Origin of the sequence: Aggregatibacter kilianii, assembly GCF_003130255.1 — a bacterium.
GTDB lineage: Bacteria > Pseudomonadota > Gammaproteobacteria > Enterobacterales > Pasteurellaceae > Aggregatibacter > Aggregatibacter kilianii.
The window spans coordinates 1,265,524-1,290,345 of the sequence record NZ_NRCN01000001.1 but is presented as its reverse complement, the minus strand read 5'-3'; the positions used below and the strand labels follow the sequence as shown (position 1 = coordinate 1,290,345).

Below are 24,822 nucleotides of genomic sequence, written 5' to 3'. Positions count from 1 at the left end.
CTAGGCAGTGGCGCGATCAACGACATTAATACTTCACCCAAAAATCTCACCGCACTTTCCCTCAAAAGTGCGGTCATTTTTTCTAGCGTTTCTACGGTGACAGTCTCACTTTCTTCCATTCCCCGTTTTCTAACAAATAACAAATTCTGTCATGTAGGCGGCTGGGTCTGCCTTGCCAGAATTCGATGCGGTCGGGGGTGACGAGGTAGCCGCCCCAGTGAGGTGGGCGGGGGACGTTGAGCGGATGTTGGGCGGCGATAAGTGCGGCTTTGGCGATTAACGATTTGTAGCCGGAAATGACCGCACTTTGTTCACTTGCCCAAGCGCCGATGCGACTGGTGTATGGCCGACTGGCGAAGTAGGCATCGGATTGTTCGGCAGGGATTTTTTCCGCCTTGCCTTCAATGCGCACGGAGCGTTCCAATTCCGGCCAGAAGAAGGTTAAGGCGACAAAAGGATGTTGTTCAATAGCCAGTCCCTTGCGGCTGTGATAGTTGGTAAAAAATACAAAACCTTGCGCGTTTACTTCTTTTAATAACACCATGCGACTGCTCGGTCGCCCGTTTTCGTTGATGGTGGCAAGGTTCATGCCGGTAGGTTCGTTAACCTGCGCTTTGATGGCGTCATCCAGCCAATGTTCAAATTGTATGATAGGATTAACGTTGCATTCCTGTTGGGAAAGCACTTTCTTGCGATATTCTTCACGAATGTTATGTAAGTCCATTGTGTCTCCTTAACTCATTATCTGCCAGCATGAATAGGTTAACTATAGCAAAATCTCAATAAATGCATATAAACAACTTATTCATCTGCAAATAATACCGCTTTCTAGGTGTTTGTTGAGCTATGTCACCTTTTTTGTATTTATTTTGCACTATACTCGCAAAATCGATTTTGTTACTTAAATCATAGAAGAGAGGAGAAAACAATGGGCATTTTTAGTATCCCACCGGATTTACCGGTAACGAAAAGCAAAGAGGAAATTGACAAAACATATCGTTATTGGCGTATGCACCTGATGATTACCAGTTACATCGGTTATGCGATATTTTATTTTACGCGAAAGAGTTTTAACTTCGTGATGCCGGCGATGTTGACGGATTTGGGGTTGCAAAAATCCGACATCGGGATCATGGGCACGGCGTTTTATTTGACTTACGGTGTTTCTAAATTCTTATCGGGCGTATTAGGCGACCGCTCAAACCCGCGCTACTTTATGGGGATCGGTTTGATGATGACCGGTGTGGTGAATATCCTATTCGGTTTGAGTTCCTCGGTGTTTGTGTTCATTACCCTTTGGATGATTAATGCCTTCTTCCAAGGCTGGGGGTGGCCACCTTGTTCTAAGATTCTAAACACATGGTATTCACGCAATGAGCGGGGCCTATGGTGGGCGATTTGGAACACCTCACACAACCTCGGCGGTGCGTTGATTCCGTTGCTCGCCGGTGCAATAACGCTCTATTGGGGTTGGCGCTACGGTATGATCGTGCCGGGAATCATCGCCTGTGTGGTCGGTTTCGCCCTGTGCTTCCTGTTGCGCGACCGTCCTGCTTCCATGGGCTTACCGACTGTTGGCGAATGGCGTAACGACATTGCCGAAAAAGAGCACGAAAGCGAAGGCGTTGGCTTATCAAGCTGGGAAATTTTGAAAACCTATGTGTTCAAAAACGGCATAATTTGGGCGCTTGCGTTCTCTTGGTGCTTTATTTACATTATCCGTACGGGCATTAACGACTGGGGTAATTTATATTTAACCGAAACCCACGGCTATGATTTATTAAAAGCCAATGTGGCAGTTAGCTTCTTTGAAGTGGGCGGTTTCTTGGGTGCATTATTTGCCGGTTGGGGCTCCGATAAGTTTTTCCAAGGCAACCGTACTCAAATGAACATTATTTATGTGTTAGGTATTATCTCCGTGTCTCTCGCCTTGTGGTTTGTCCCAAGCGATAATCCTATTATTATCAATGGTCTGTTCTTCTTAATGGGTTTCTTTATTTTCGGACCGCAATTCCTAATTGCGATGGCAGCCGCTGAAAACTCCCACAAATATGCTTCCGGTTCCTCCACCGGGTTTGTGAGCTTATTTGCCTATATCGGTGCAGCCGCGGCCGGTGCGCCGTTGGCATGGATTATTCAATCCTTCCACTGGAACGGTTTCTTCGGTAGCTTATTTATCGTCTCTTTAGGCTGTGCGTTATTATTGGTCTTAGTCTATTTCTTACAACGTCGTAAGAATAAATTGAAAGGATAAATTAGGATAAAGGGCGGTCAAAAGAACCGCCCTTAAAAATTCAAATGCTGAGCCAATTGTGGCACAGAAGTGCGGTAGATTTTGGCTAAGTTTTCTAGGGTCAATAGCCGTTCCTGCGAGTCCTGTTGGAAACCATATTCTTGATCAAGCAATAAAATATTTTCTGCCAAATACATGGCCTGTTGTGGATTATGGGTAGTAATGAGCAAGGCGATATTTTGCACTTGCAGCTGTTTGATTTTTTCCAACACACGAATTTGGTTGCCAAAATCGAGGCTTGCGGTAGGCTCATCCATCACCAACAATTTGGCTTGCTGTGCAATAGCACGAGCAATGAGCACAAGTTGTTTCTCTCCCCCGCTCAATTCAGGATAATAACGATTGGCAAGATGTTCGATTTGTAAATCGGCAAGCGCTGACAGTGCCAATTCTTTATCTTCCGCTTTTGGCGTTTGATACCACTTCAAAAAGGCTGAGCGCCCCATCAACACCATGTCCTGCACTAAAAACGGGAACAAATGTTGGTGCGCTTGTGGCACATAGGCAATATTGCGCGCCAATTCCGCCGGTGTATAAGCAGAAAGCGGCTCTTGTTGCCAATAAACTTCGCCTTGTAATGCCGGTTGCAAACCAAGCAAGGTTTTCAAAAAGGTACTCTTTCCTGCCCCATTAGCCCCCAATAAACAACAAATTTGTTTTTCCTTTAGACAGAAATTGATGTTATTTATTAAAACGTTGTTGCCGTAACCAATGGCTAAATCATGGGTTTCGATCAAATTCATCGTCTGCCCCGCAATAACAAATAAAGAAAGAACGGCGCGCCACACGCAGAAGTGAGAATACCAAGAGGCAGTTCAATGCCGGCAATGGTACGAGCCAAGGTGTCCGTTAATAACAGAAAACTTGCACCAAGCAACAAAGAGGTTGGCAACAGCAAAATAAAATTCGCCCCCACCAACAAGCGGGCAATGTGTGGCACGAGCAATCCGACCCAACCGATAATGCCTGTAATCGACACCGCACTTGCGGTGCAAATGGTGGTGAAAATAATCAAAATGTAACGGGTAGCTTTAATCGGCACACCTAAACTGCGCGCCTCTTCCTCTTCCAACGAAAGCAAATTTAAACGCCAACGCAATAAAAATAACGGTGCCATGCCAAGCATTAAAATCGGTGCCAGTTGCAGCACATCTTTCGGTGTGATGGCGGTTAAACTGCCGAGCAACCAAAACGTGATGGAAGGCAGTTGAGTAAACGGATCGGCGAGGATTTTTAATAATGAAATGCCCGCACCAAGCAAAGAGCCAATGGCAATGCCGGCAAGGACTAAAACCAAAATCGGGTCTTGATCTTTACTGCGAGAAGCAATGAGCGAGACACAAAAGACCGCAGAAATACCACCAAGAAAAGCAAAAAGCTGAATGTAAAACATCGGCAAACTGTAAAAAATCGCTAAGGATGCGCCCAATCCTGCTCCCGCAGATACACCCAAAATATCCGGTGAAACTAATGGATTTTTAAACATGCCTTGATAGGTTGCCCCCGCACAAGCCAACGCCGCCCCCACTAAACATGCCACCACAATGCGCGGAGAACGAATTTGCCATAACACGGTGTGAATCGGTGAATCGGCGTTACATTGCGAATCCCATGAACAGACTACTGTTTGCCATAATTGGCTTGGTGAAATGGGAAATTTACCCACATTCAAGGCAAACAAAATACTGCCGATTAACAGTGCAATCAGTAGCAAAAAGAAAATTCGTGGGGAACGTTGGATAAATTGTTGCATTATTGTCCTTGTTTCAGCAGTTGTTCTGCCTGTGCTGTTGTCAAATCAATGTGGTAGAACAATTTATAAAAACGCTGCACTTCCGGCGCGAAGTCTGCCATCGGCTTGTTGCTTAGCAAATGTTGTAACCAACGCACGCCAAGCAAGCGATTCAAACTTGGCGGTGAATCGAGCCAACCGAACGGCTGGTTAGGAATGAAAAAAACGCGCTGATTTTTCACCGCACTTAATTGGCTCCATTGCGGATTATTTTTGATGGTTTGGAAAAATTCGGCGTATTGCGTCAGAATGATGTCGGGATTCCAAAGCAACAACTGCTCCATAGACACTTGCGTTAAGCCTTTGTATTCCCCTTCCACTACATTCCGCAACCCCACCAACTCCATGGCTTCAGTATGAATAGACCCTTTTTGCCCGGTTTGTAAGCCATCGGCGCTGCGCGCCAAGTAAGCAGTTTGTTGTAAAACAGCGGAAAAATCGACCGCACTTTTTAAGGTTTCTTCCGCATATTGTGCTTGCTGTTCCGTTAATTGTTCCACGCCCAACCATTTTCCCAATTCACGCAAGGTATTTGGCGTGGTAGAAAGTCTGCCGTCTAATAATAGATAAGGTACGCCGGTCTGGGCAAAAATACGCTTAGCTTGGTCAATATAATTCGGCGTGACATTCCCCACATCAATAATCAAATTCGGCTGCAACGCCACGATTTTTTCCGCAGAAAGCGTGCTACCCTTGCCGGCAATTTTGCCTATTGTCGGCAACGCTTGTTGTTCAGCAGGAAATAACTTGCCACCTTGCGATGCCATGTTAAAGCCTGCCAGTCCCACCATTTTCTGTGGCGCGACCGATAGCAATAACACGTCACTCGGATTACCCGCGCTTAAGACTTTGTCAATCTTTTGCACAGGCGGAAGCTCTCCCGCCCAAAATATCGTAGGCGTATTTTCTGCCAACACAGAATGAGCAAAAAAGAGAGCAAGAAATAACCCAAACCATTTTTTCATCATCAATCCTTAAAAGTGCGGTCATAAAAAATAACGTTTTGAATTCTACTAAAACCCGATATATTTTTGAATATATAACCTGAAATTTGCTAGAATAATTACGCTATAGCTATCAATATATATCGTTATATTTTCCCTTAACTCTATTGGATAAAGATCATGAAGTTTGAGGTTATTTACAAATTTTTGCTGTTGTGCGTGCTAATTATCAGTTTGCTGTGTGTGGTGATAAGTGGCGTGGGGCTACTTTGGGGTTGGCCGATAGACTCATTACTTAACGTTCATATTAGCTTTGCCCTATTGCTGGTTGCCGGTTTGTTATTACACATGCTAAACCGTAAAAATAAACTGGTGAAAATCAATACACAATTTGCCGATTTGGTGCTACGCAATCGCTATCCGAGTTATTGCAATTTAGATCGTCTGATCATGACCTTTGAGCATTTTTCCATTGTGCAAATTGCCGAGCAATTAAACCTGAATTTAGCCACGCTACAACAAGAATTGGTGGCAGGGAAAATAAACGTAAAAAATATTCACCGCACTTTGCGGCAAAATTTTCCGCATAACGACGAGAAGATTTTTGCTGCCGCTACGATTGCGCTGAAACTTCGCTTTACGCCACCCCTATCGAATCTAAACTTAAAAGGACATTAAGATGAAAAAAACATTACTTTGCACTGCCATTGCCATTGCCATGGCTTGCACAACCGCGTATGCCGAAGAGGTTTTTACGCTTGGGCAAATTGAGGTGATTGCCGATAAATCGACGGATTTAAGCACCACCCGTATTAATCAGACGGACTTACAAAAAAACAACCAAATTCGCGTTTCTGATGTGGCGAAAACCACACCGGGCGTATTTTTAGAACGTAGCGGGGCGCGCAGTGAACATAATTTGTTAGTACGTGGTTTTGATGCCCGCCGTGTACCAATCTTTATCGACGGTGTTCCGGTGTATGTGCCTTATGACGGCAATATGGACATCGGTCGTTTTACTACCTTTGATTTGTCCCGCATGGATATTTCCAAAGGCGCAAGTTCCGTCTTATATGGTGCCAATACGTTGGGCGGTGCGGTAAACCTGATTACCCAGAAACCAACTCAACTCTTTGAAGGCACAATCGGTTACGGTTTCGCTCATGGTCGCAGCGGTGATACCGGTACAAACCAAACTTATTTTAACTTAGGCACAAAACAAGAATATTTCTACGCACAATTAAGTGGCTCTTTTGTAGAAAAACAAGGTTTACAGCTTTCTAAACATTATCATCAAATCAATCCCAAAGGCGATGATGGCGGCCGTGCGGAAAACTCGGTACAACGGGATAAAAAACTCAGCTTAAAAATGGCATTTACCCCAAATACGACCGATGAATATGCATTGGTACTTTCCACCCAAAAAGGCAATAAACAGCAACCCTTATATTCCGGTGCAAATAAAAATTCCCAAGATCGTTACTGGCGTTGGCCGGAATGGAATAAAGACAGCATTTATTTCTTATCCCATACGCAATTTGATTCCCACAACTTGTATCTGAATACAAAAGTGTTCTACGACACATTTAAAAATAAACTTTCTAGCTTTGACGATGCGACATTTAGCACACAAACATTAAACATTAGACCCAGAAAATCCATTAAAAATGGAGACAGCTATTACAGAGATTATTCTTATGGTGTAGGCATTGAATTAGGCGGTAATTTAACCGAAAAAGATCTGATTAAATTCTCCTCTATTGCAAAATTCGATGTGCATCGTGGTCACACCGAATATCCTAAATACAATCGCTTTGATCCGGTTGAAACAAGCAAAGACAGAACATACAGCTTCGGATTAGAAAACACGCATACCTTCTCGGAGCAAACCAAACTGATTACAGGTGTCAGTTTTGATCACCGTGAAGCAAAACGTGCGGAAAGTTATGAAAGTGAAAATCGATGTGAGAGCCTAGGCACCACCAATGCGCTTTGCCCATTTAATGTTGGTAATAAAAATGCGTTCAACTACCAACTCAAATTAGTACATAGTTTCGATCAAAATGACGAATTCACCCTTGGTTTCGCTAAAAAAACGCGTTTCCCAACCATGAAAGATCGTTATTCACGTCGATTTGGCTCTACCGAACCGAATCCATACCTAGGCCCTGAAGCGGCATATCACTATGAAACCAGTTATATGCGAACTTTTGGTGATTGGCTACGATTAGATGGTGCTTTATTCTATTCTGAAGTCAAAGATGCCATTGAACCGGTGAAACAAAAAAACGGTATGGAAAAAAATGTCAACTATGGCAAAGAAGTCTTTAAAGGCGTAGAACTTGCGGCGACTATTTTTGCGACAGATAACTTAACGTTCGGTGCGAATTACACCTACACTCGTGCGAAAAACAAAATGAACACAAACTACAGCATTCGCAATATTCCAAAACATAAATTCTTTGCTTATGTGGATTGGAAAGTCATGCCAAACCTATCCCTCTATGTCAGCCAAGAAGCGGAACATGGTCGTTATAGCACCGATGGCATCGGCAAAAAAGCCGAATTAGTCAAACTTTCCGCCTTTGGTGTCACCAATGCAAAAGTGATCTATGATGTAACGAAACAATTCAGTGTGGAGGCAGGAGTGTCTAATCTGTTTGATAAAAACTATTACTATCAGGCGGGTTATCCGGAAGAAGGGCGTGTATATTTCTCTAACTTGAAATATAGCTTCTGATTTTAGAAATTAATAACAAAAGTGCGGTTAAAAATTTAATTATTTTTTTAACCGCACTTTTTTGTTTTTATTTTCTCTCTTTCTGACGTCTTCCCTTAGAAATTATCGACCAGAAAAATGTGGCCACCACAAGTACAATGGCGGCGAGGAACATAAGGCCAACCACGTCGTGGAAAAAAAATTCCTCTAAGATCGGACGGGTAAAAATACCTTTTGCATACTTGATAATAAACGCAATACTGTATATCCATAATCCCCAAGTCAGCAGATCCAAAATAAAGTTTTTGGCAAGCATTTTAAAGGAGAGGTGATTACTTTTATCAATCACCATGGATTTTTGTAATTCATCTGACGAAGACATATCTATACTCCTCTGTCCGGGCTTGTCCATACGGCAAATTTAGATTTATTTCTAAAAATTGCCTTCGGAATACCTACCAACAATGTCACCGTATTTAATAGCCAATAAACGTAAGGATACCAAATACAGGATAGCCCATAACGCAACAGGTCCCTTTCATATCTTGAGTCGATATATAAACTTAAAATACATTGTAAAAAGAAAGCAAAAAACATAATTGAAATGTTAGTTTCAAACAGTCTCATGTTTTGAATGTCAATGCCGAAAATAAATTTTTGTCCCAAAGTAAAGATCGCAAATAATACCCAAAGCACTGCCCAGATAGCCGTGACAAAGTATTCAATATACATGGGCCATAAGCGGCGATTTTTCCAATGCCAAATTTTCGGGAAATATTTAATGATAGTTTCAGCCCCACCTTGCGCCCAACGTAAGCGTTGTTTGTATAACCCTTTCATGCTTTCCGGCATTAACACCCAACAAAGTGCACGCGGTTCGTACATGATGTTGTAACCCGCAATCTGGATTTTCCAACTGATATCAATGTCCTCAGTGATCATGTTGGTACTCCACCCGCCGATTTCTTCCATAACATCTTTACGGAATAAGCAACAGACGCCGGAAACGGTGAAGATGGTTCCCATTAAACCTTGCGCGCGTTTAATTAAACCAATGATGGAACTAAATTCGGACACCTGTAAGCGTCCAAGGATCGTACTACGATTACGCACACGCGGATTGCCCGTAGTCGCAGCATATTTTGGATCTTTCTCTAAGGCTTGCACCATGTAATCCAATGCGTAGTAATCCAACACAGCATCCCCGTCAATACAGGCAACGTATTTCCCCTTGGCAATGGTTAAACCATGGTTTAACGCACTCGCTTTGCCCTGATTTTCTTGGTGTAATGCAGTGATTTTCTTTTCTTTCGCCGCCCATCGGTCAATGATTTCACCGGTGTTATCTTTACTACCGTCATTAATAAAAATTAGCTCGTAGTTCGGATATCTCAGTTGTAACAAGTGTGGGATCGATTCATCTAAGTTGTCACCTTCGTTATAACAAGGCACCATAAGACTGATCATCGGCACATCATGTTCAGGCATATAGCGGGAAATCGGTTCATTTAGCTTGCCTTCCTTTAATAGGTAATAACAAGCACCGGCCATAAACCAATAAACTGCCATACCGGCCGGGTACATGAAAACAAATATACTTAATGTGTCAAATACGCTCATTATCTATCCTTAGGGTTTACCTGCTTTGGTATTAACCGACATATAAGGACGCATTTGTTGAATGCTTGGCTGATCTTTCAAGAAGTTATCCGGATAATAGCCATAACTATAAATGTTGTGTTTCTGTAATAACTGAATCCAACTAATTAACTCACTTTCCGGAATTGCTTTTTGTGTGTGCCCATTCACAGTTTGGAACTCAAAGAGTACTTTATCCAATGGTACTTGTGCTTTCACATTATTAATCAAGGTTTCAAACCATGCTTTTGCTTCTCTCTCGGAAATATCTTGTTCATGTTCCGTGTAAGGCATCGCCATAATGACCGTCGTGTCATAGTGTTTGGATAAGACGCTAAGATTTTGTGCGAACAACGCCTCTGCTTTCGGCTCAGTAATCACCGAGGCATATATATTACGCGCAGTTCTTAAGGCATTTGTACCAAACAAGAAATACGGTTTTACCCCTTCCACCAACTGATCAGTTACCTTAATTAAATCATCGGTTTTCTGTTTAGTTGCAAAATTAACCGCACTTTGATTACCGTGACTCGACATGCCTTCAAAATCACTAAGGAAGGCATCATCACTGAATAAAATGCCATCAAATTTGGCGTGGAACGATAAGTCGTTATAAATAGACTTAATCATTTCAATATTCTTACGGCTATAAGGAGAAAGTCGTGGTTGATTAGTGCGGCTATTCACCATATACTCGGCATCTTTTACGCTATTTCGCAAATCAAACGCCAATATCGGCATCCAAGCATATACCTTAACTTCAGCGCGAGTTCTTAATTGCCATGAAATTTGACTGAAAATATCGTCTCTAATCGGCAAATAGCTATTTGGGAAATACAACGCATCTGCTACGCCATCGCCATCAGCATCGGAATAGGCTTGCAAATAAACGGTCGTAATGCCGTAGCGGTAAATCCGTTCAATTAAGACGTCTAAATTTTTGGCTTGCTGTTTTTTATCGACGTTGTAAATGTCATCTAACTTAATATGCACAACACGTGGCATTTTTACTTCATCACTCACACCGTCAAGATAATGTTTAATAGTCGAAAAGCCAGTTTCCGTGTCAATTAACAAACGCCCGATATATTTATCGCCCACTTTGTTAATCAGTTTTTCACCTAACGAAAAGTGATGGCTCATGCCGACTTCGCGAGCAACGTCGACTGCAGTATTGTTAAACTGACCATAGGGCCAAACCATAATGCGTGGTTTCTTGCCGACTTCACGTTGAATGCTTTGAGAAGAAAGCGTGAAATCACGTACTAAACGATTTCGGTATTCAGCCTTAGTCTCATATTTATTATTTTTATATTCCGGAGAAATAACTGCCGGAAGTTGACTACCTGCAGGATTAGCGCGCACCCCATGATGGGAGTCATGAGTATGTGAAGCAATTTCCACTAAACCGCTTTTTTCCATTTCACTCACTTGTTCCCAAGTCACAAAAACGCTACGAGGAAGATACGTATTTGCATAAGGAATTTTCTTCGTTACCGGTGTATTTAACCAGCTGGAAACCGGTGCAAATACGGCAGGATAGTTATAGGCTTTTAAGATCGGGTAAATCACGTTATACATGGTGGCATAACCATCATCAAAAGAGAGCAATACGGCATGATCCGGCAAAGTACCTTTGCCATTTTCCGCGTCAATAATTTGCTGCCAACTTACCACGTTATAACCGTTATCTTTCAACCAATTAAAATGACTAATTAACAAATTTGTGGAAATAGTTTGCGGGAAATAATATTTTTCTTCTTTTGACGCCGTATCATCTACTACTGAATGATAGGCCAACACAGCGTAACGATCTTGCGCAAACACCGTTCCGGTTAAAAAAACTAATGTAAAAATAATAAATTGTGTTAATTTTTGTAAAATTTTCATGAATCCCACCGAAAATTAGTAATACAGTGAAAAGGCTAAATTGCCGAAGTTATTAAATTCGGGGTTACCGTCATAAATATTCTTTTTACGCCCGATCTCATAAGAAAGGCTGTATTTCTTCGCAATTCGCCACTCATGTCCATAAGCAATTGACCATGTTTTGGCACGATCTTGGGTTTGTTGTTTATAAGCCCCCAAAGAGCCTTTTAAATGATGTGTTAGGATGATTTTGTGATCCCATGGTTGATAATACGCAAGATCTGCGCCGGCCTCATACCCCACTGCTTTAGACGGATTATAATAATCAGCCGATGCAATGGTTTTGTTTTTCATGTAATCCACACGGAAATTATTGGTCAGCGTCCAACGATCGTGTTTAAAGGTTTGGGTATTCAACCATAAATTCGCATCGCGTCTTAAGTTACCATCGCTAAAATCAGAGAAATAAGCGCCGGCGCCTAAAATGAACCAATCGGAATAGGTATATGTGGAGGACAGTCCGCCGCCTTTGGTATACACATTCTGCGCCGCTGCTCTCACAGGCACTTGGCTACCATTTAGGTGGCCACTTAAGTTAAATTTCCAACGTTGGTTTAATTCATAACTTAAATCAGATGTGACATAAGTTCGTTTGTTTAGCTTAATGCCTTGCCCTACCTCAAGATTCATATTAAAAGGATAGAAATTCAGCTCGGAACCAACGCCAACAAATTGTGCATTCAAGTCACTACGCCCCACCGGTGAATGGGTTTCTAAATAACGTACATACACATCATGTCCATTGTTAGTTTTTGGTGTGTAAATCGCATAATTTTGCAAAAATTCATTGTGTTGTTTGATTGGTGCAGACGTACGGTGTTGCAAGTTAATATTGCCGACAATGCGACCGCTATGTGCCAAATCATAGCGTTCAATCAATGATTGAGCCTCTTCCTTTTCTTTGTTACTCATCTCATTAATTAAGCGTGTGGCCGTTGGTAAGTCATTTTGTCTTAGTGCCGTTTCAATTAACGAATAACGCACAAATTTCTTATCCTCGTCCCCAGGGAAGAAAACCTCGGCTTTGTGCGCCCAGATTTTGGCATCATCAAAATTATGACGGCCACGTTCTAAATCGGCTTTTTGCAATAATACCCAAGGATCGCCGGGCGTTTTATCCAATGCCCGCGCATCCACTAATGCTTGTGCCAACCGAGTATTGCCACGCCATAACGCTAAACGTGCCAAGCCAAAATAACGCTCATCGTAAGATGGATTTACCACGCGAGAAGTACGTGTATAGTCATTCACGTAAGGCGTATCTTTCACTTTTTCCAAATATTGTTGGGCTAAAGCAAACTTTCCTGCGTCACTGGCAGCTAAAGACATTTTCAAGAACAATCCGTCGCTAATCGGCTGCTTCTTTTCCGTATATTGTTGAACAATCGCTTCGTATGTTGCTAAGGCTTGATGCGGCGAACCTTGAGCCAAACGATAATCCCCCAAGGCTTCCTGCAAATAAATCGGCGAGTTTGGTAAATCTTTTAACGTATTATAATCACGTTCAATTTCATCAAATTTATGAAGTCGTACACCCAACACAAATCGGTCAAGCTGTGTTTGTTGATAAAGCGGATGTGCCGGCTCAATTTTTTGTAAAAGTGCGGTCAATTCTGCAAATGATTTTTTTAAATATTCCCGCTCGCCTGCCGCATTCTTGGCAGAAGAAACCGCTTTATCATGCTCAAACCAAAGTTGATCTTTTTGGCCGAATAAATCCGGATAATCACGTTGTAATTTTTCTTGCAACGGATGCATGTTATATCTGGATGCTAAACGATATAAATTCGTAGCAAGAGTGGTATTTTTCGGATTTTTTTCCAATTCTTTTTGCCAACGTCCTAATTTCACCATATCGGATTCAGTAAAATCCAATAAATAGCTTTGTGCATCAAGATATCCCGCATCTGTCCCAAAACGTTTTTTATAACGAATAAGCGCATCTTTTGCGATGGCATAATTTTTTAATTCAGTAGCCACCAAAGCAGAACCTAATAAACCATTCGGGTTTTTCGGATATTTGCGGTTTAATTGAGAGTACAATTCAAAAGAGCGTTGGAATTGTTTTTCATTCCGGGCAGCTTTACCAAGATTCTCCAATTCACTTTCGGAAAATTGGCTTGGAACACAATCCTTACATACGCTTAGCGCCTGTGCTGATTGATTGCTACGGAGATAAAGGGCGATTAAATCATCGCGAACTTTTAAATCTTTGGTGCGTTGAAATAAGGTCTCTAATTTCGGAATGGCTTGTTTTAATTCAGCTTCGCTCTGTCTGGAAAAAATAATAATTTTTTCACGTTCGACATCAATTGGAGTTTGGTTGGCGTATGTTAGTGGTATTGTGGAAAGCGAAATACCACTCATAAATGCTATCTTGAACAGATAAGGTGAGTTCTTCATTTTGTGTTCCATTGGTTATTATAAATATTAAATTATTCTAAAAATTGACTGTCAGACAAATAACCAAAAACTTAGTTCAACAATTATTTATCTACTTTTTAAAATAGTTCTTAAAAAGATTTTGAATGTTATATTTTTTACTTTTCTTATAAAAAAAGCAAATACAAAGTAAAAAAATATCCTTTGTATTTGCTAATATTTTTAACTGTACTTTTTACGTTAAAAATAACTATGCGCTAACATTACTCAGCCTTATCATCAATTAAAACAGCTTCTAAAGCCACTTTGATCATTTCGTTAAAGGTTAACTGACGTTCTTCTGCGGTAGTTAGTTCATGGGTGCGAATGTGATCGGATACGGTGCAAATGGTTAATGCACGTACGCCATATTCCGCTGCAACACCATAAATCCCGGCAGCTTCCATTTCCACGCCAAGAATGCCGTATTTTTCCATGACATCGAACATTGTTACGTCCGGGGTATAGAATAAATCGGCGGAGAATAAATTACCAACGCGTACTTTTACACCCAACTCTTTTGCTGCTTGCACTGCCGCATAGGTTAAACCAAAATCGGCTATAGCCGCAAAGTCGTTATCTTTAAAACGAATACGGTTGACTTTGGAATCGGTACAAGCACCCGCACCGATAACCACATCACGCAATTTCACATCCATTCGCACAGCACCGCAAGAACCGATGCGAATCATTTTTTTGACGCCGTATTCGGTGATTAACTCTTTAGCATAGATAGAGCAGGACGGAATCCCCATACCGTGTGCCATCACGGAAATACGACGACCTTTATAAGTGCCGGTGAAACCTAACATATTGCGTACGTTAGTCACTTCCTGCACGTTTTCCAAAAAAGTTTCCGCAATATATTTAGCACGAAGCGGATCGCCCGGCATTAATACGGCATCGGCAAATGCACCGGCTGGCGCATTAATATGTGGAGTCATAGTCTTTTCCTCTTATTGACATGGTGAAGCAAACGTTTCCGTTGCTTAGAAACGACAACACCACGAACAGGTCGTGGTGTCATCATAAAAAAACATGGCGAAATCATACCGCACTTTATAACACGGCACCACTTAAACCGATAAATAAACCGGCAATCGTTGCACTCATTAAGTTGGATAATGAACCGGCAACTACCGCTTTTAACCCTAAGCGGGCAACATCACTACGGCGATTCGGTGCCATACCGCCCAATCCACCGATTAAGATAGCAATGGAACTGAAGTTAGCAAAACCACAAAGGGCGAAAGTGATAATTGCTTTGCTTTTCTCACTTAATACCATAGTAGTATCAGGTTGCAAATATTTGGCGAATTCCAAATAACCAACGAATTCATTCACCGCCAATTTCAAACCAATCATTTGACCGGCAATGGCAGACTCTTCCCAAGGAATCCCGATTAAGTATGCCAACGGTTTAAAAATCCAACCTAAAATTACTTGTAAAGTGAGATCCGGCTGCCCGAAAGGTGTACCAAAGCTACTTAAAATCCAGTTGATTAACGCAATCACAGAAACGAAGGCAATTAACATCGCACCCACGTTCATTGCCAAGTGCATACCGTCACGCGCACCATTTGCCAATGCTTCAATGGCGTTAGACGGTTTTTCAACATCTGTACTTTCTTTTAAAGAGTCATCCGGTTTTTCCGTTTGTGGGAACATGATTTTAGCGAATAACAAACCACCCGGAGCTGCCATGAAAGATGCCGCGATTAAATAAGGCAATGGAACCCCCATACCTGCATAACCGGCCATTACGGAACCTGCGATAGAGGCTACGCCACCGACCATTACGGCAAATAATTCGGATTGTGTCATACGACCGATAAACGGTTTTACGATTAACGGTGCTTCAGTTTGCCCAACGAAAATATTCGCAGCAGCAGACATGGACTCCGCTTTTGACGTACCTAATAATTTTTGTAATCCACCGCCGATCAGCTTGATTATCACTTGCATCACACCGATGTAGTAAAGCAAGGAAATTAACGCAGAGAAGAAGATGATGACAGGTAATACTTTGATAGCGAAGATAAAACCGAAACTTTGGCTTGGATCCGTTAAACCGCCGAACACGAAACTAATCCCTTCGTTACCAAAACTGATAATCTTACCGACAAAATCGGAAGCTGCCTGTAAAGCTGTGCGGCCTGCCGGTACATAAAGCACGAAAGCGCCGATCGCAATTTGAATGGTCAATGCACCGAACACGGTACGAAAGTTTATCGCTCTGCGGTTGTTAGAGAATAAAAGGGCAATCCCTAACAGCACGAAAATCCCGATAATGCTAATTAAAATGTCCATAAGAACCTCAAAAGTAAGTGAATTAAAAGTCTGTCTATTCTACTTGTTTTCCATCAAAAAAACGTGAATGAATTTCGTTAGTGATGTCACAATTAGCTAATAAATCGTTACCATGTTTTGAATACCGCAACGTCTGCCATAATCTGCTAATTTATCCGTTTCTTCAATCGTCGGAATAAAAGGGGCTAGTCCCTCCTTATCACGCGCGCCTTTGTTATGCATGCGAATGATCTTAAACAACACCCGCGGATGAGACTTGAGAAGTTCGGCTACGCATCGAACCAGTAGTTCTGCGTTGAAAAAATCCTTCACAAAAACTAACCGCACTTCCTCCACTTTATCCAAATCCAACAAGCGTTGCAAATTGTTTAAATTGCGCTGTAAGTTTTCCGTCTTAATTTGTTGTCGTAAAGGAATCAATTGCGTAGGCACTTTTCCTGTACGATTTTGCCGATCAAAACACAAGGATTGCAAACCTATTCCTTCGCCTTTTAAATCGAACAAAAACTTATCCGTCACCTCAATCAACGGTTTGATTTTATCGAATTCAAAAAAACCGCTACTATCCAAATAACAGGTTAACCCTTGCTCACGCAATGCAACAAATAATGGCACCAACTTGCGATGATGAATGGTGGGTTCACCGCCAGAAAAGGTCACACCGCGAATAAACGGCACGGCACTCATCACCTGTTCATATAAATACTGCAAGCTCACATCTTTGCTTTCTTGCGTATAACGCGCAATGGTTTCCGGATTATGGCAATACAAGCAATTCAACTTACAACCTTGCAGAAAAATGCTTGTTCGATTTCCCTGCCCTTCCACGTTGGAAAAAGGAATAATGCGATGTAGAGGAACAAAAATCTGCGAAAGTGCGGTCATTTTTTACAACGTTTTTTAAGTGCTAAGCCGCCTTCACATCCTGCTCATCGCGCAATTGGCGATCAAACACCTTGGCACAATCATCCGTACCGGAACCGTACCATGTAGTATCTCGCAACACCGCTTCGCCTTTGCGGAAACGCTCCACTTCGCTTTTCTTCACCAAATAACCGGTGACGCGGATTAAATCGGTATTTTTCAAATAAGTAGTGATATAGCGATAGCCTAATGCAAAAGCACCATCAATAATGTCCACCACAGCATCTAAGTGTTCAGTATAAGTTTGGTCAAAAGCGAACAAATCGCCGGTGCCGGACGGGAAATATTTATGATATGGCGCCGATTGTTTCAAATGCGCTAACAAGGTCGGCTCTTCGCCAACCCGAATGCGATGTGCCGGTGTATTTTGGCGATCTTCCGCGTGATTGCTGGCACCGACTTGTGCATGTAGTAAATAACGATTATTGGTACGCGCCACATATAATCCTTGATGCGCGTCATTAATTTCCTGCAACTTATCCATAATCGCCGTGGCAATTTCCTCTCCGCGCGCACTTTGCCCGAAAGTTTCTTGAATGCCTTCTTGTTGTAACAAATGATTGGTTGCATCCGCCAACCCAACAATGGCAATCATGCTAGTGAAATTATCAGCTTTAATAAAACCTTCTTTCACCAAAAAATCCGTATTAAAGAAGTTGCTTTCTTCCACTAAAAATTTATGTCGTTTGTCCATGGTGGAAAGCGCCAATTTCGCCACTTTCGGTAATAAATGATTCACCATTTCGTCAGTGCTTTGGCAGGCGCGGGCAATCGTGCCTAAACGCAAGCGGGTTAAGGTGTAAGCACCACCACATTCAGGCAATGCGTTATAGCAACTGGCAATACCATATTGTTCGCCCAAGTCGGAAATATAATACGCATCATTGGCGAAAGAGGGTTTGGAAACCAATAAGCAGGCTTTCGCCGCCAATTCGGCAAATGCGCTTGACGTTTTCTTTTTGTCGTAACGAATGGTCATATTCGGTGTCGGGTTTTCTAACTCGATTACCGCTTGTAAAATCAGACGACCGGCCTTGGTGTCATAAGGCCCAATATTGGCATGGCAGAAGGAATCAGGAATGGTTTTATCAATGTGATTCAAAAAGCGTTTGATTTTGACATAATCTTGTTGTTCATCGGTAATAAAAGGATCCAACAACACATCAAGGCGACCGATATACACCGGATAAGTCGTAATGGAAGGGACATGGGAATATAAAATCAATAAACCGTCCAATGCCTCATCCAAGTCTTTCGGTGCCGGCAAATCAAGAAACTGGCAACCGTTTTTAATATAAACATCGTAATCCGGCAAAATATAACGTGGACGATAAATGGCATAACCCTCGTTCAAGTCGCAAATCATTTGATTTTCGATGTATTGCCATTCTTCATCGGTGTAATCTAGTAATTCGCGTGGGTCAATCAAACGCTCGGCAATGTTGCCTAAAATCATCAGTTTCTGTTGGCAAGTCAACGCATCAGATTTCACAGTAGCTAGAATATCTTGAATCGTTGATTGCATACGGCAGCTCCTGAATATATAAAAGAAAATTATCTATTGAGCGGTCATTGTAAAAACTTATGGAGTGAAACTCAATTCTACGGGGAAGATAACGTGATCTCCGTCACAAAATTAGGCCTCAATAATAGAGAATTATTTAGACAGAATGGTGAAAGATTGGGATAATGCCCTCCATTTGACACAAATTCCATTCTCACAGGTTACGCATTACATGAAAAAACCTCACGTTTTTCCACACACCACTTGGGCCGCCAAATCGCTATGGTCGATTGAATTCAAATCGCTCAGCGTTTTGCTATGCTCCTTGACGGTCATTGGATTCGGCGAGGGGTTGTTATTGTTGTCGGATTTAGGCTCTGCACCTTGGACGGTGTTGTCCCAAGGGGTGGCAACACAAGGCCAATTCAGCGTAGGTTGGGCCTCTTGGATCATCAGCATGATTGTCATGTTGGCGTGGTTTCCATTAAGGCTCAAACCTGGGTTGGCAACGGTAATGAATATTTTCGTGATCGCCTTCTTCTTGGGGTTAACCACCTATTTACTGCAAAAACCGACCGCACTTTATGCCCGTTTTGCTTATGCTATTGTCGGCATTTTATTGTTCGGCATCGGCACCGCCTTTTATTTAACCTGCCATCAAGGCCCCGGCCCGCGTGACGGCTTAATGGTCGGCTTATGCCAACATTTTCATTGGAAAATCGGCATCGTTCGCACGTCTATTGAAGTGTTGGTCTGTGTATTCGGTTTCCTACTTGGCGGCGTATTAGGCATCGGCACGCTCATGTTTGCCTTCGGCATTGGCTGGGTAGTGCAATATACGCTATTTTTTATCAACCGCATTCCACACTTTCGCGATAAAGCGAATAACTTCATCTAACTTTTCATCAATCCTAATTTGACTCAAATCCGTTTGACTGGCTTTATCATTAGGCGGACAGAACGCTAAATGCTTATCGGCATCATTAATCGGCTGCCAACGCAAAGGGGTGGCAGAACGACGACTTGGGTAAAATCCGATGGTCGGCACGTTTAACGCGCCACTTAAGTGCAACGGTCCGGTTGAACCGGCGATAAATAAATCGGCACAGGCTAAAGAAAGCGCAAAATCCACCAACCCATTATTTTTGTCATAAATCACCACCCGAGGATCCTGCACCAGTCCTGCCAATTCACGGGCTTTTTCACTTTCATTTGGACCGGCGGTTAAAATCACATAGACATCCAAATGGCGCAAGAGACCTTGGATTAATTGAGCGTATTGCGTAAGCGATAAATTATTGGCGGAGCCGCCAGAACCGCTGTGTAGAAAAATCCATTTTTTCGAGGTATCGATCTTGAGTTGGTCGCACAAAAATTCACGCTGAAAATCCACCGCACTTTGCTCAAAGGAAAAATACGGTGTGTGCGGTTCAACCACAGGGATCTTGTGATCGCGTAAAAACGCACGGGCCAAATCCAAGTTATATTCAAATTCCGGCTTGGCGGATTGGGAGCGGCGTTGCGTTAAACGATGATTATAAAAAAATTGCACCCATTTGGTGGCCGGCGCCAAGCGATAAGGAATACGGCATTTCCACGCTAATTTAGCGTTATGTGTATTGGAAAAAAAGCTGATCATAGCGTCAAACTGCTGTGCTTTGATCTCGTTTACGACACGCTGAAATGCGGCCTTATCATCTTTTGGCGCGTCAATAATGACATTATCCAAATAAGGACAGGCACGGGCGATATCTGCCGTGTAGGCAGGCACAAGTGCGGTCAGTTTTAGCGATGGATCGGAGGCTTTGAGCATGGCGAACGATGGCCACGCCAACATAAAATCACCCAATTTATCATTACGAATAACCAATACATTTTTCATCATCTCTTCTTCCTATTCCAAATTCCTTAGTAAAATGTTCCTTGGAAAAATTTAGCGCTTATTCTAGCCCGACCCACGCCTATTAAAAAGCAACAAATAAAAAATCAGCGCCCTAATCCCTTAAGACGCTGATTTTAACCTAAATAAACAAGTTACCTCTTCGACTATTTATTTGGCGATTTGTTCACTAAATTCACTTATTTAACTTAGCTTTGTAAGTCGGATTCATCAAGTTTTCTACGGAAAGGATGTCATCCAACTGTTCTTTGGTTAACAAGCCTTTTTCCAAGACCACTTCACGCACACCTTTACCGGTTTGCGCACAGATTTTACCCACTAAGTCACCGTTGTGGTGGCCGATGAATGGGTTCAAGTAAGTCACGATACCGATAGAGTTGTAAACGTAGTTTTCACAGGTTTCTTTGTTGACAGTGATGCCATCAACACATTTATCGCGTAAGTTCACACATGCGTTGCCTAAAATCTCAATGGATTCAAACATAGCTTGTACAATCACCGGCTCCATTACGTTTAATTGTAATTGACCTGCTTCCGAAGCGAAGGTGACGGTGGTGTCGTTACCAATCACTTTGAAGCACACTTGGTTAACCACTTCCGGCACAACCGGGTTCACTTTTGCCGGCATGATGGAGGAACCGGCTTGTAATTCAGGCAAGTTGATTTCTTTAATGCCTGCACGAGGACCGGAAGACAGTAAACGTAAGTCGTTACAGATTTTTGACAATTTCACCGCAGTACGTTTTAACGCGCCATGCACGGAAACATAATCACCGCAGTCTGAGGTTGCTTCAATTAAGTTCTCTGAGCCGGTGCAATGTAATCCGGTAACATCGGATAAATGTTTCACAATAGAAGGCACATAACCTTGCGGAGTATTTAAACCGGTACCGATTGCGGTCGCGCCCATGTTCACTTCAAGCAAGTGTGCCGCTGCCGCTTTTAAGTGTTTCACTTCTTCAGCCATTAACACCGCAAATGCTTTGAATTCTTGACCAACGGTCATCGGCACCGCATCTTGTAATTGGGTACGACCCATTTTCAAGACTTTCTCGAATTCTTTCGCTTTATTTTCAAAACCTTGTTGTAAATAAGCGACTTTTTCGAGAAGTTTGAGCACGCTGTTGTACACAGCGATATGGAAACCGGTAGGATAGGCATCATTGGTCGATTGGCTGGCGTTCACATGATCCATCGGGTCAAGGTACTTATATTCGCCTTTTTTGTGACCTAAAATCTCTAACGCTAAGTTGGCAATCACTTCATTGGTGTTCATATTGACGGAAGTGCCTGCACCGCCTTGGTAAATATCAGATGGGAATTGATCCAAACATTTGCCGTTCACCAACACTTCATCACAAGCTTTTACAATTGCTTCTGCAATATTTTGTGGAATGGCGCCTAGTTCACCATTCGCCAATGCTGCTGCTTTTTTCACCATCACCATACCACGAATAAATTCCGGTACATCAGAAATGGTGACATTCGAAATGTTAAAATTTTCTACCGCTCTTAATGTATGAATACCCCAGTAAGCATCTGCAGGAACTTCACGTTCACCTAATAAATCCACTTCTTTTCTATATTGTGTCATTTGGGCTCTCCTTTTATACATAACACGTTGCTTTGAAACATTTAGATTATAGAAAATTAGACCAAAATTTAATTGATCTAAGTCACAGATTTTTATGCCTATTTACGACTTATTTTTATTTTTCAGATTAGTTTTTTTAACCTGAAAGATGTATTTATGAATAATGATTGCGCCACAAAATAAAGTAGGTAAGATCCACCTTTAACTCATTAGGCAAGGAGCCATTATGCCGTTTATTATTTTTATCTTCGCCGCCTTTTTGTTTATTTACGTAGAACTCAGTCTATTGGTTTGGGTTGGTAGTCAACTTGGGATTATCATGCTGATTTTATTATTAATTGGTTCCTCCATGCTAGGTATTGTGTTAATTCGTGCACGCGGTTGGTTCATGTTAACTAACACCCGAAAACAATTGGCCCAAGGCGAAATTCCCACTGAAACACTTTTTAAATCCGCCATATGGTTCATTGCCGGCGTGTTGTTTGTTATCCCGGGATTTGTCACTGACATTCTAGCCTGCATTCTGTTAAGTCCATTAGGCAGTCAACTTCTCAAAAGATTCTTTAGCAACAAAATCATGTTGTTTCGCCAAAACATGTTCAAAACTGACCGCACTTTTTATAACCAGCACAGCTATCACGGCAAAGATGATGACATTATTGACGCGGAATTTGAAAAAGAAGTCGATGAGCATAAACGGTTAAAATAATTTCGACACTCCCTTGAAAGCCGAAAAATGATTCCCATATAAGAAAAACTTTTTTAATTAACTAAAAATAGAGGAAATTTCAGATGAAGATTCGTCCATTACACGACAAAGTCATTTTAAAACGTGAAGATGTAGAAACCCGCTCTGCCGGCGGTATCGTATTGACAGGCTCCGCCGCAACCAAATCCACCCGCGCGAAAGTATTAGCGGTAGGCCAAGGACGCATTTTAGAAAACGGCTCCGTTCATCCAATGCACGTTAAAGTCGGCGACACCGTAATTTTCAACGATGGCTATGGCGTAAAAACAGAAAAAATCGATGGTGAGGAAGTGCTCATCATTTCCGAAGGCGATATTTTGGCGATTGTTGAAGAATAAAAAACGCACGAAAATCTGACCGCACTTTGAACTAATATAGGACGGGATTTATCCCGCCACTTAATGTCGTTATATATCATGGTGGGATAAATCCCACTCTACGAAATAAAAGGAAATTAAACATGGCAGCAAAAGACGTAAAATTCGGCAATGATGCTCGAGTAAAAATGTTAAAAGGCGTAAATATTTTAGCCGACGCAGTAAAAGTCACTCTTGGTCCAAAAGGCCGTAACGTAGTGTTAGACAAATCGTTCGGCGCACCAACCATCACCAAAGACGGGGTGTCTGTGGCACGCGAAATCGAATTAGAAGATAAATTTGAGAACATGGGCGCACAAATGGTGAAAGAAGTTGCTTCTAAAGCCAATGATGCCGCCGGTGACGGTACAACCACTGCAACGGTATTAGCGCAAGCCATCGTGAACGAAGGCTTAAAAGCCGTAGTGGCGGGCATGAACCCAATGGATTTAAAACGCGGTATCGACAAAGCAGTTACTGCCGTGGTTGCCGAGCTTAAATCCCTTTCCAAACCTTGCGAAACCTCTAAAGAAATCGAACAGGTGGGTACCATTTCCGCAAACTCCGACAGCATTGTGGGTCAATTAATCGCACAAGCCATGGAAAAGGTGGGTAAAGAAGGCGTCATCACCGTAGAAGACGGTACCGGCTTAGAAGACGAGTTGGATGTGGTTGAAGGGATGCAATTTGATCGCGGTTACCTTTCCCCATACTTCATCAACAAACCTGAAACTGCGACCGTAGAATTAGATAACCCATTCATTTTATTAGTAGATAAAAAAATCTCGAATATTCGTGAATTATTACCGGTACTAGAAGGCGTCGCAAAAGCAGGTAAACCATTATTAATCATTGCTGAAGACGTAGAAGGCGAAGCGTTAGCAACATTGGTAGTGAACACCATGCGCGGTATCGTAAAAGTGGCTGCGGTGAAAGCACCGGGCTTTGGTGACCGTCGTAAAGCAATGTTACAAGACATTGCGATTTTAACTGCCGGCACGGTGATTTCTGAAGAAATCGGTATGGAGTTAGAAAAAGCCACTCTTGAAGATCTTGGTCAAGCGAAACGCGTTGTCATTAACAAAGACAACACCACAATTATCGATGGTATCGGCGATGAAGCGCAAATCCAAGGTCGTGTGGCACAAATTCGTCAACAAATCGAAGAATCCACTTCCGACTACGACAAAGAAAAATTACAAGAACGCGTGGCGAAACTCGCCGGCGGTGTTGCGGTAATTAAAGTCGGCGCAGCAACGGAAGTAGAAATGAAAGAGAAAAAAGCCCGCGTGGAAGATGCGCTACACGCAACTCGTGCAGCAGTGGAAGAAGGCGTGGTTGCCGGTGGTGGTGTGGCGTTAATTCGCGCAGCCAGCAAAGTAGCAGACTTACGTGGTGACAACGAAGAACAAAACGTTGGTATTAAACTTGCCCTTCGCGCCATGGAAGCCCCATTACGTCAAATCGTCGCAAACGCGGGTGAAGAAGCCTCTGTGGTCGCAAGTGCGGTGAAAAACGGCGAAGGAAACTTTGGTTATAACGCAGGTACCGAGCAATACGGCGATATGATCGCAATGGGTATTTTGGATCCGACTAAAGTGACTCGTTCCGCATTGCAATTCGCGGCTTCTGTCGCCGGTTTAATGATCACTACCGAGTGCATGATCACCGAATTGCCGAAAGACGACAAAGCCGATTTAGGCGCTGCCGGTATGGGTGGCATGGGAGGCATGGGCGGAATGATGTAATT

The 24,822-nt window shown here is 42.5% G+C and carries 21 protein-coding genes; 7 read left to right on the top strand and 14 right to left on the bottom strand.

All coding sequences use genetic code 11. From position 1 onward, the window contains the following. Window positions 1-91: 91 nt before the first annotated feature. Complete coding sequence (gene pdxH, locus DK428_RS06095) at window positions 92-724, bottom strand: pyridoxamine 5'-phosphate oxidase (RefSeq protein WP_109064558.1); 633 nt, start codon at window positions 722-724, stop codon at window positions 92-94. Window positions 725-928: 204 nt separating this feature from the next. Here pdxH and uhpC point away from each other — a divergent pair, with 204 nt between their 5' ends. Then, entirely contained in the window at window positions 929-2,254 is a 1,326-nt protein-coding gene (gene uhpC / locus DK428_RS06090; protein WP_109064559.1) for an MFS transporter family glucose-6-phosphate receptor UhpC, read from the top strand. Window positions 2,255-2,286: 32 nt separating this feature from the next. On the opposite strand, the gene DK428_RS06085 is transcribed toward uhpC, so the two are convergent. From DK428_RS06085 to DK428_RS06075, 3 genes are read right to left on the bottom strand one after another with little or no spacing between them, the layout of a single operon-like run. Beyond that, a complete protein-coding gene (locus tag DK428_RS06085) occupies window positions 2,287-3,036 on the bottom strand; it encodes an ABC transporter ATP-binding protein (RefSeq protein WP_109064560.1) in 750 nt (249 codons plus the stop codon). Beyond that, window positions 3,033-4,046, bottom strand: a complete 1,014-nt coding sequence (locus DK428_RS06080; RefSeq protein ID WP_109064561.1) for a FecCD family ABC transporter permease — start codon at window positions 4,044-4,046, stop codon at window positions 3,033-3,035. Before DK428_RS06080 ends, DK428_RS06085 begins: the two co-directional genes overlap by 4 nt. Further along, complete coding sequence (locus DK428_RS06075) at window positions 4,046-5,050, bottom strand: iron ABC transporter substrate-binding protein (protein WP_109064562.1); 1,005 nt, start codon at window positions 5,048-5,050, stop codon at window positions 4,046-4,048. The genes DK428_RS06080 and DK428_RS06075 overlap by 1 nt, the downstream gene beginning before the upstream one ends. A 159-nt stretch (window positions 5,051-5,209) precedes the next feature. Between DK428_RS06075 and DK428_RS06070 the strand changes: the two genes are divergently transcribed. Together DK428_RS06070 and DK428_RS06065 are read left to right on the top strand one after the other, a co-directional pair. Beyond that, window positions 5,210-5,707, top strand: coding sequence for a hypothetical protein (locus DK428_RS06070; RefSeq protein ID WP_109064563.1), 498 nt, complete (start codon window positions 5,210-5,212; stop codon window positions 5,705-5,707). A gap of 1 nt (window position 5,708) precedes the next feature. Then, the gene (locus DK428_RS06065) at window positions 5,709-7,769 is read left to right on the top strand and encodes a TonB-dependent receptor plug domain-containing protein (protein ID WP_109064564.1); all 2,061 of its coding nucleotides are present in this window, start codon (window positions 5,709-5,711) and stop codon (window positions 7,767-7,769) included. A 67-nt stretch (window positions 7,770-7,836) separates the two neighbouring features. On the opposite strand, the gene DK428_RS06060 is transcribed toward DK428_RS06065, so the two are convergent. From DK428_RS06060 to DK428_RS06025, 8 genes are all read right to left on the bottom strand, one after another. Then, window positions 7,837-8,130, bottom strand: coding sequence for an HmsD (locus tag DK428_RS06060; RefSeq protein ID WP_109064565.1), 294 nt, complete (start codon window positions 8,128-8,130; stop codon window positions 7,837-7,839). A 2-nt stretch (window positions 8,131-8,132) separates the two neighbouring features. Further along, window positions 8,133-9,368, bottom strand: a complete 1,236-nt coding sequence (gene pgaC, locus DK428_RS06055; RefSeq protein WP_109064566.1) for a poly-beta-1,6-N-acetyl-D-glucosamine synthase — start codon at window positions 9,366-9,368, stop codon at window positions 8,133-8,135. 9 nt (window positions 9,369-9,377) lie between these two features. Beyond that, entirely contained in the window at window positions 9,378-11,276 is a 1,899-nt protein-coding gene (gene pgaB / locus DK428_RS06050; RefSeq protein WP_109064567.1) for a poly-beta-1,6-N-acetyl-D-glucosamine N-deacetylase PgaB, read from the bottom strand. A gap of 15 nt (window positions 11,277-11,291) precedes the next feature. Further along, entirely contained in the window at window positions 11,292-13,682 is a 2,391-nt protein-coding gene (gene pgaA, locus DK428_RS06045) for a poly-beta-1,6 N-acetyl-D-glucosamine export porin PgaA (protein ID WP_165819763.1), read from the bottom strand. Window positions 13,683-13,960: 278 nt separating this feature from the next. Then, on the bottom strand, window positions 13,961-14,680 hold the full coding sequence (gene deoD / locus DK428_RS06040; RefSeq protein ID WP_109064569.1) for a purine-nucleoside phosphorylase: 720 nt from the start codon (window positions 14,678-14,680) through the stop codon (window positions 13,961-13,963). 115 nt (window positions 14,681-14,795) lie between these two features. After that, complete coding sequence (locus tag DK428_RS06035) at window positions 14,796-16,046, bottom strand: NupC/NupG family nucleoside CNT transporter (RefSeq protein WP_109064570.1); 1,251 nt, start codon at window positions 16,044-16,046, stop codon at window positions 14,796-14,798. Window positions 16,047-16,142: 96 nt separating this feature from the next. After that, window positions 16,143-16,931, bottom strand: a complete 789-nt coding sequence (locus DK428_RS06030) for a 4Fe-4S cluster-binding domain-containing protein (protein ID WP_109064571.1) — start codon at window positions 16,929-16,931, stop codon at window positions 16,143-16,145. Window positions 16,932-16,953: 22 nt separating this feature from the next. Next, window positions 16,954-18,495 (bottom strand): YjjI family glycine radical enzyme, encoded by a 1,542-nt coding sequence (locus DK428_RS06025; protein WP_109064572.1) that lies wholly within the window; start codon window positions 18,493-18,495, stop codon window positions 16,954-16,956. A 211-nt stretch (window positions 18,496-18,706) separates the two neighbouring features. Between DK428_RS06025 and yczE the strand changes: the two genes are divergently transcribed. Further along, on the top strand, window positions 18,707-19,372 hold the full coding sequence (gene yczE / locus DK428_RS06020; protein ID WP_109064619.1) for a membrane protein YczE: 666 nt from the start codon (window positions 18,707-18,709) through the stop codon (window positions 19,370-19,372). Here yczE and DK428_RS06015 read toward each other — a convergent pair. Then, a complete protein-coding gene (locus tag DK428_RS06015; protein WP_109090078.1) occupies window positions 19,316-20,356 on the bottom strand; it encodes a glycosyltransferase family 9 protein in 1,041 nt (346 codons plus the stop codon). The two genes, yczE and DK428_RS06015, sit on opposite strands and share 57 nt — an antisense overlap. A 193-nt stretch (window positions 20,357-20,549) precedes the next feature. Next, the gene (gene aspA / locus DK428_RS06010) at window positions 20,550-21,968 is read right to left on the bottom strand and encodes an aspartate ammonia-lyase (protein WP_109090072.1); all 1,419 of its coding nucleotides are present in this window, start codon (window positions 21,966-21,968) and stop codon (window positions 20,550-20,552) included. A gap of 226 nt (window positions 21,969-22,194) precedes the next feature. Between aspA and DK428_RS06005 the strand changes: the two genes are divergently transcribed. The 3 genes from DK428_RS06005 to groL all read left to right on the top strand — a co-directional run bounded on the left by DK428_RS06005 (window position 22,195) and on the right by groL (window position 24,820). Further along, window positions 22,195-22,677: an FxsA family protein gene (locus DK428_RS06005; protein ID WP_065295692.1), complete on the top strand. Its 483-nt coding sequence runs from the start codon at window positions 22,195-22,197 to the stop codon at window positions 22,675-22,677. Between the two features lie 83 nt (window positions 22,678-22,760). Continuing rightward, complete coding sequence (locus DK428_RS06000; protein ID WP_050692621.1) at window positions 22,761-23,054, top strand: co-chaperone GroES; 294 nt, start codon at window positions 22,761-22,763, stop codon at window positions 23,052-23,054. A gap of 122 nt (window positions 23,055-23,176) precedes the next feature. After that, window positions 23,177-24,820, top strand: coding sequence for a chaperonin GroEL (gene groL, locus DK428_RS05995; RefSeq protein WP_109064574.1), 1,644 nt, complete (start codon window positions 23,177-23,179; stop codon window positions 24,818-24,820). The last annotated feature ends 2 nt before the right edge of the window (window positions 24,821-24,822 follow it).

Bases quoted from the DNA above. Each gene is read 5' to 3' on its own strand.
- pdxH (WP_109064558.1), bottom strand. From the start codon at position 724: ATGGACTTACATAACATTCGTGAAGAATATCGCAAGAAAGTGCTTTCC.
- uhpC (WP_109064559.1), top strand. From the start codon at position 929: ATGGGCATTTTTAGTATCCCACCGGATTTACCGGTAACGAAAAGCAAA.
- DK428_RS06085 (WP_109064560.1), bottom strand. From the start codon at position 3,036: ATGAATTTGATCGAAACCCATGATTTAGCCATTGGTTACGGCAACAAC.
- DK428_RS06080 (WP_109064561.1), bottom strand. From the start codon at position 4,046: ATGCAACAATTTATCCAACGTTCCCCACGAATTTTCTTTTTGCTACTG.
- DK428_RS06075 (WP_109064562.1), bottom strand. From the start codon at position 5,050: ATGAAAAAATGGTTTGGGTTATTTCTTGCTCTCTTTTTTGCTCATTCT.
- DK428_RS06070 (WP_109064563.1), top strand. From the start codon at position 5,210: ATGAAGTTTGAGGTTATTTACAAATTTTTGCTGTTGTGCGTGCTAATT.
- DK428_RS06065 (WP_109064564.1), top strand. From the start codon at position 5,709: ATGAAAAAAACATTACTTTGCACTGCCATTGCCATTGCCATGGCTTGC.
- DK428_RS06060 (WP_109064565.1), bottom strand. From the start codon at position 8,130: ATGTCTTCGTCAGATGAATTACAAAAATCCATGGTGATTGATAAAAGT.
- pgaC (WP_109064566.1), bottom strand. From the start codon at position 9,368: ATGAGCGTATTTGACACATTAAGTATATTTGTTTTCATGTACCCGGCC.
- pgaB (WP_109064567.1), bottom strand. From the start codon at position 11,276: ATGAAAATTTTACAAAAATTAACACAATTTATTATTTTTACATTAGTT.
- pgaA (WP_165819763.1), bottom strand. From the start codon at position 13,682: ATGAGTGGTATTTCGCTTTCCACAATACCACTAACATACGCCAACCAA.
- deoD (WP_109064569.1), bottom strand. From the start codon at position 14,680: ATGACTCCACATATTAATGCGCCAGCCGGTGCATTTGCCGATGCCGTA.
- DK428_RS06035 (WP_109064570.1), bottom strand. From the start codon at position 16,046: ATGGACATTTTAATTAGCATTATCGGGATTTTCGTGCTGTTAGGGATT.
- DK428_RS06030 (WP_109064571.1), bottom strand. From the start codon at position 16,931: ATGACCGCACTTTCGCAGATTTTTGTTCCTCTACATCGCATTATTCCT.
- DK428_RS06025 (WP_109064572.1), bottom strand. From the start codon at position 18,495: ATGCAATCAACGATTCAAGATATTCTAGCTACTGTGAAATCTGATGCG.
- yczE (WP_109064619.1), top strand. From the start codon at position 18,707: ATGAAAAAACCTCACGTTTTTCCACACACCACTTGGGCCGCCAAATCG.
- DK428_RS06015 (WP_109090078.1), bottom strand. From the start codon at position 20,356: ATGAAAAATGTATTGGTTATTCGTAATGATAAATTGGGTGATTTTATG.
- aspA (WP_109090072.1), bottom strand. From the start codon at position 21,968: ATGACACAATATAGAAAAGAAGTGGATTTATTAGGTGAACGTGAAGTT.
- DK428_RS06005 (WP_065295692.1), top strand. From the start codon at position 22,195: ATGCCGTTTATTATTTTTATCTTCGCCGCCTTTTTGTTTATTTACGTA.
- DK428_RS06000 (WP_050692621.1), top strand. From the start codon at position 22,761: ATGAAGATTCGTCCATTACACGACAAAGTCATTTTAAAACGTGAAGAT.
- groL (WP_109064574.1), top strand. From the start codon at position 23,177: ATGGCAGCAAAAGACGTAAAATTCGGCAATGATGCTCGAGTAAAAATG.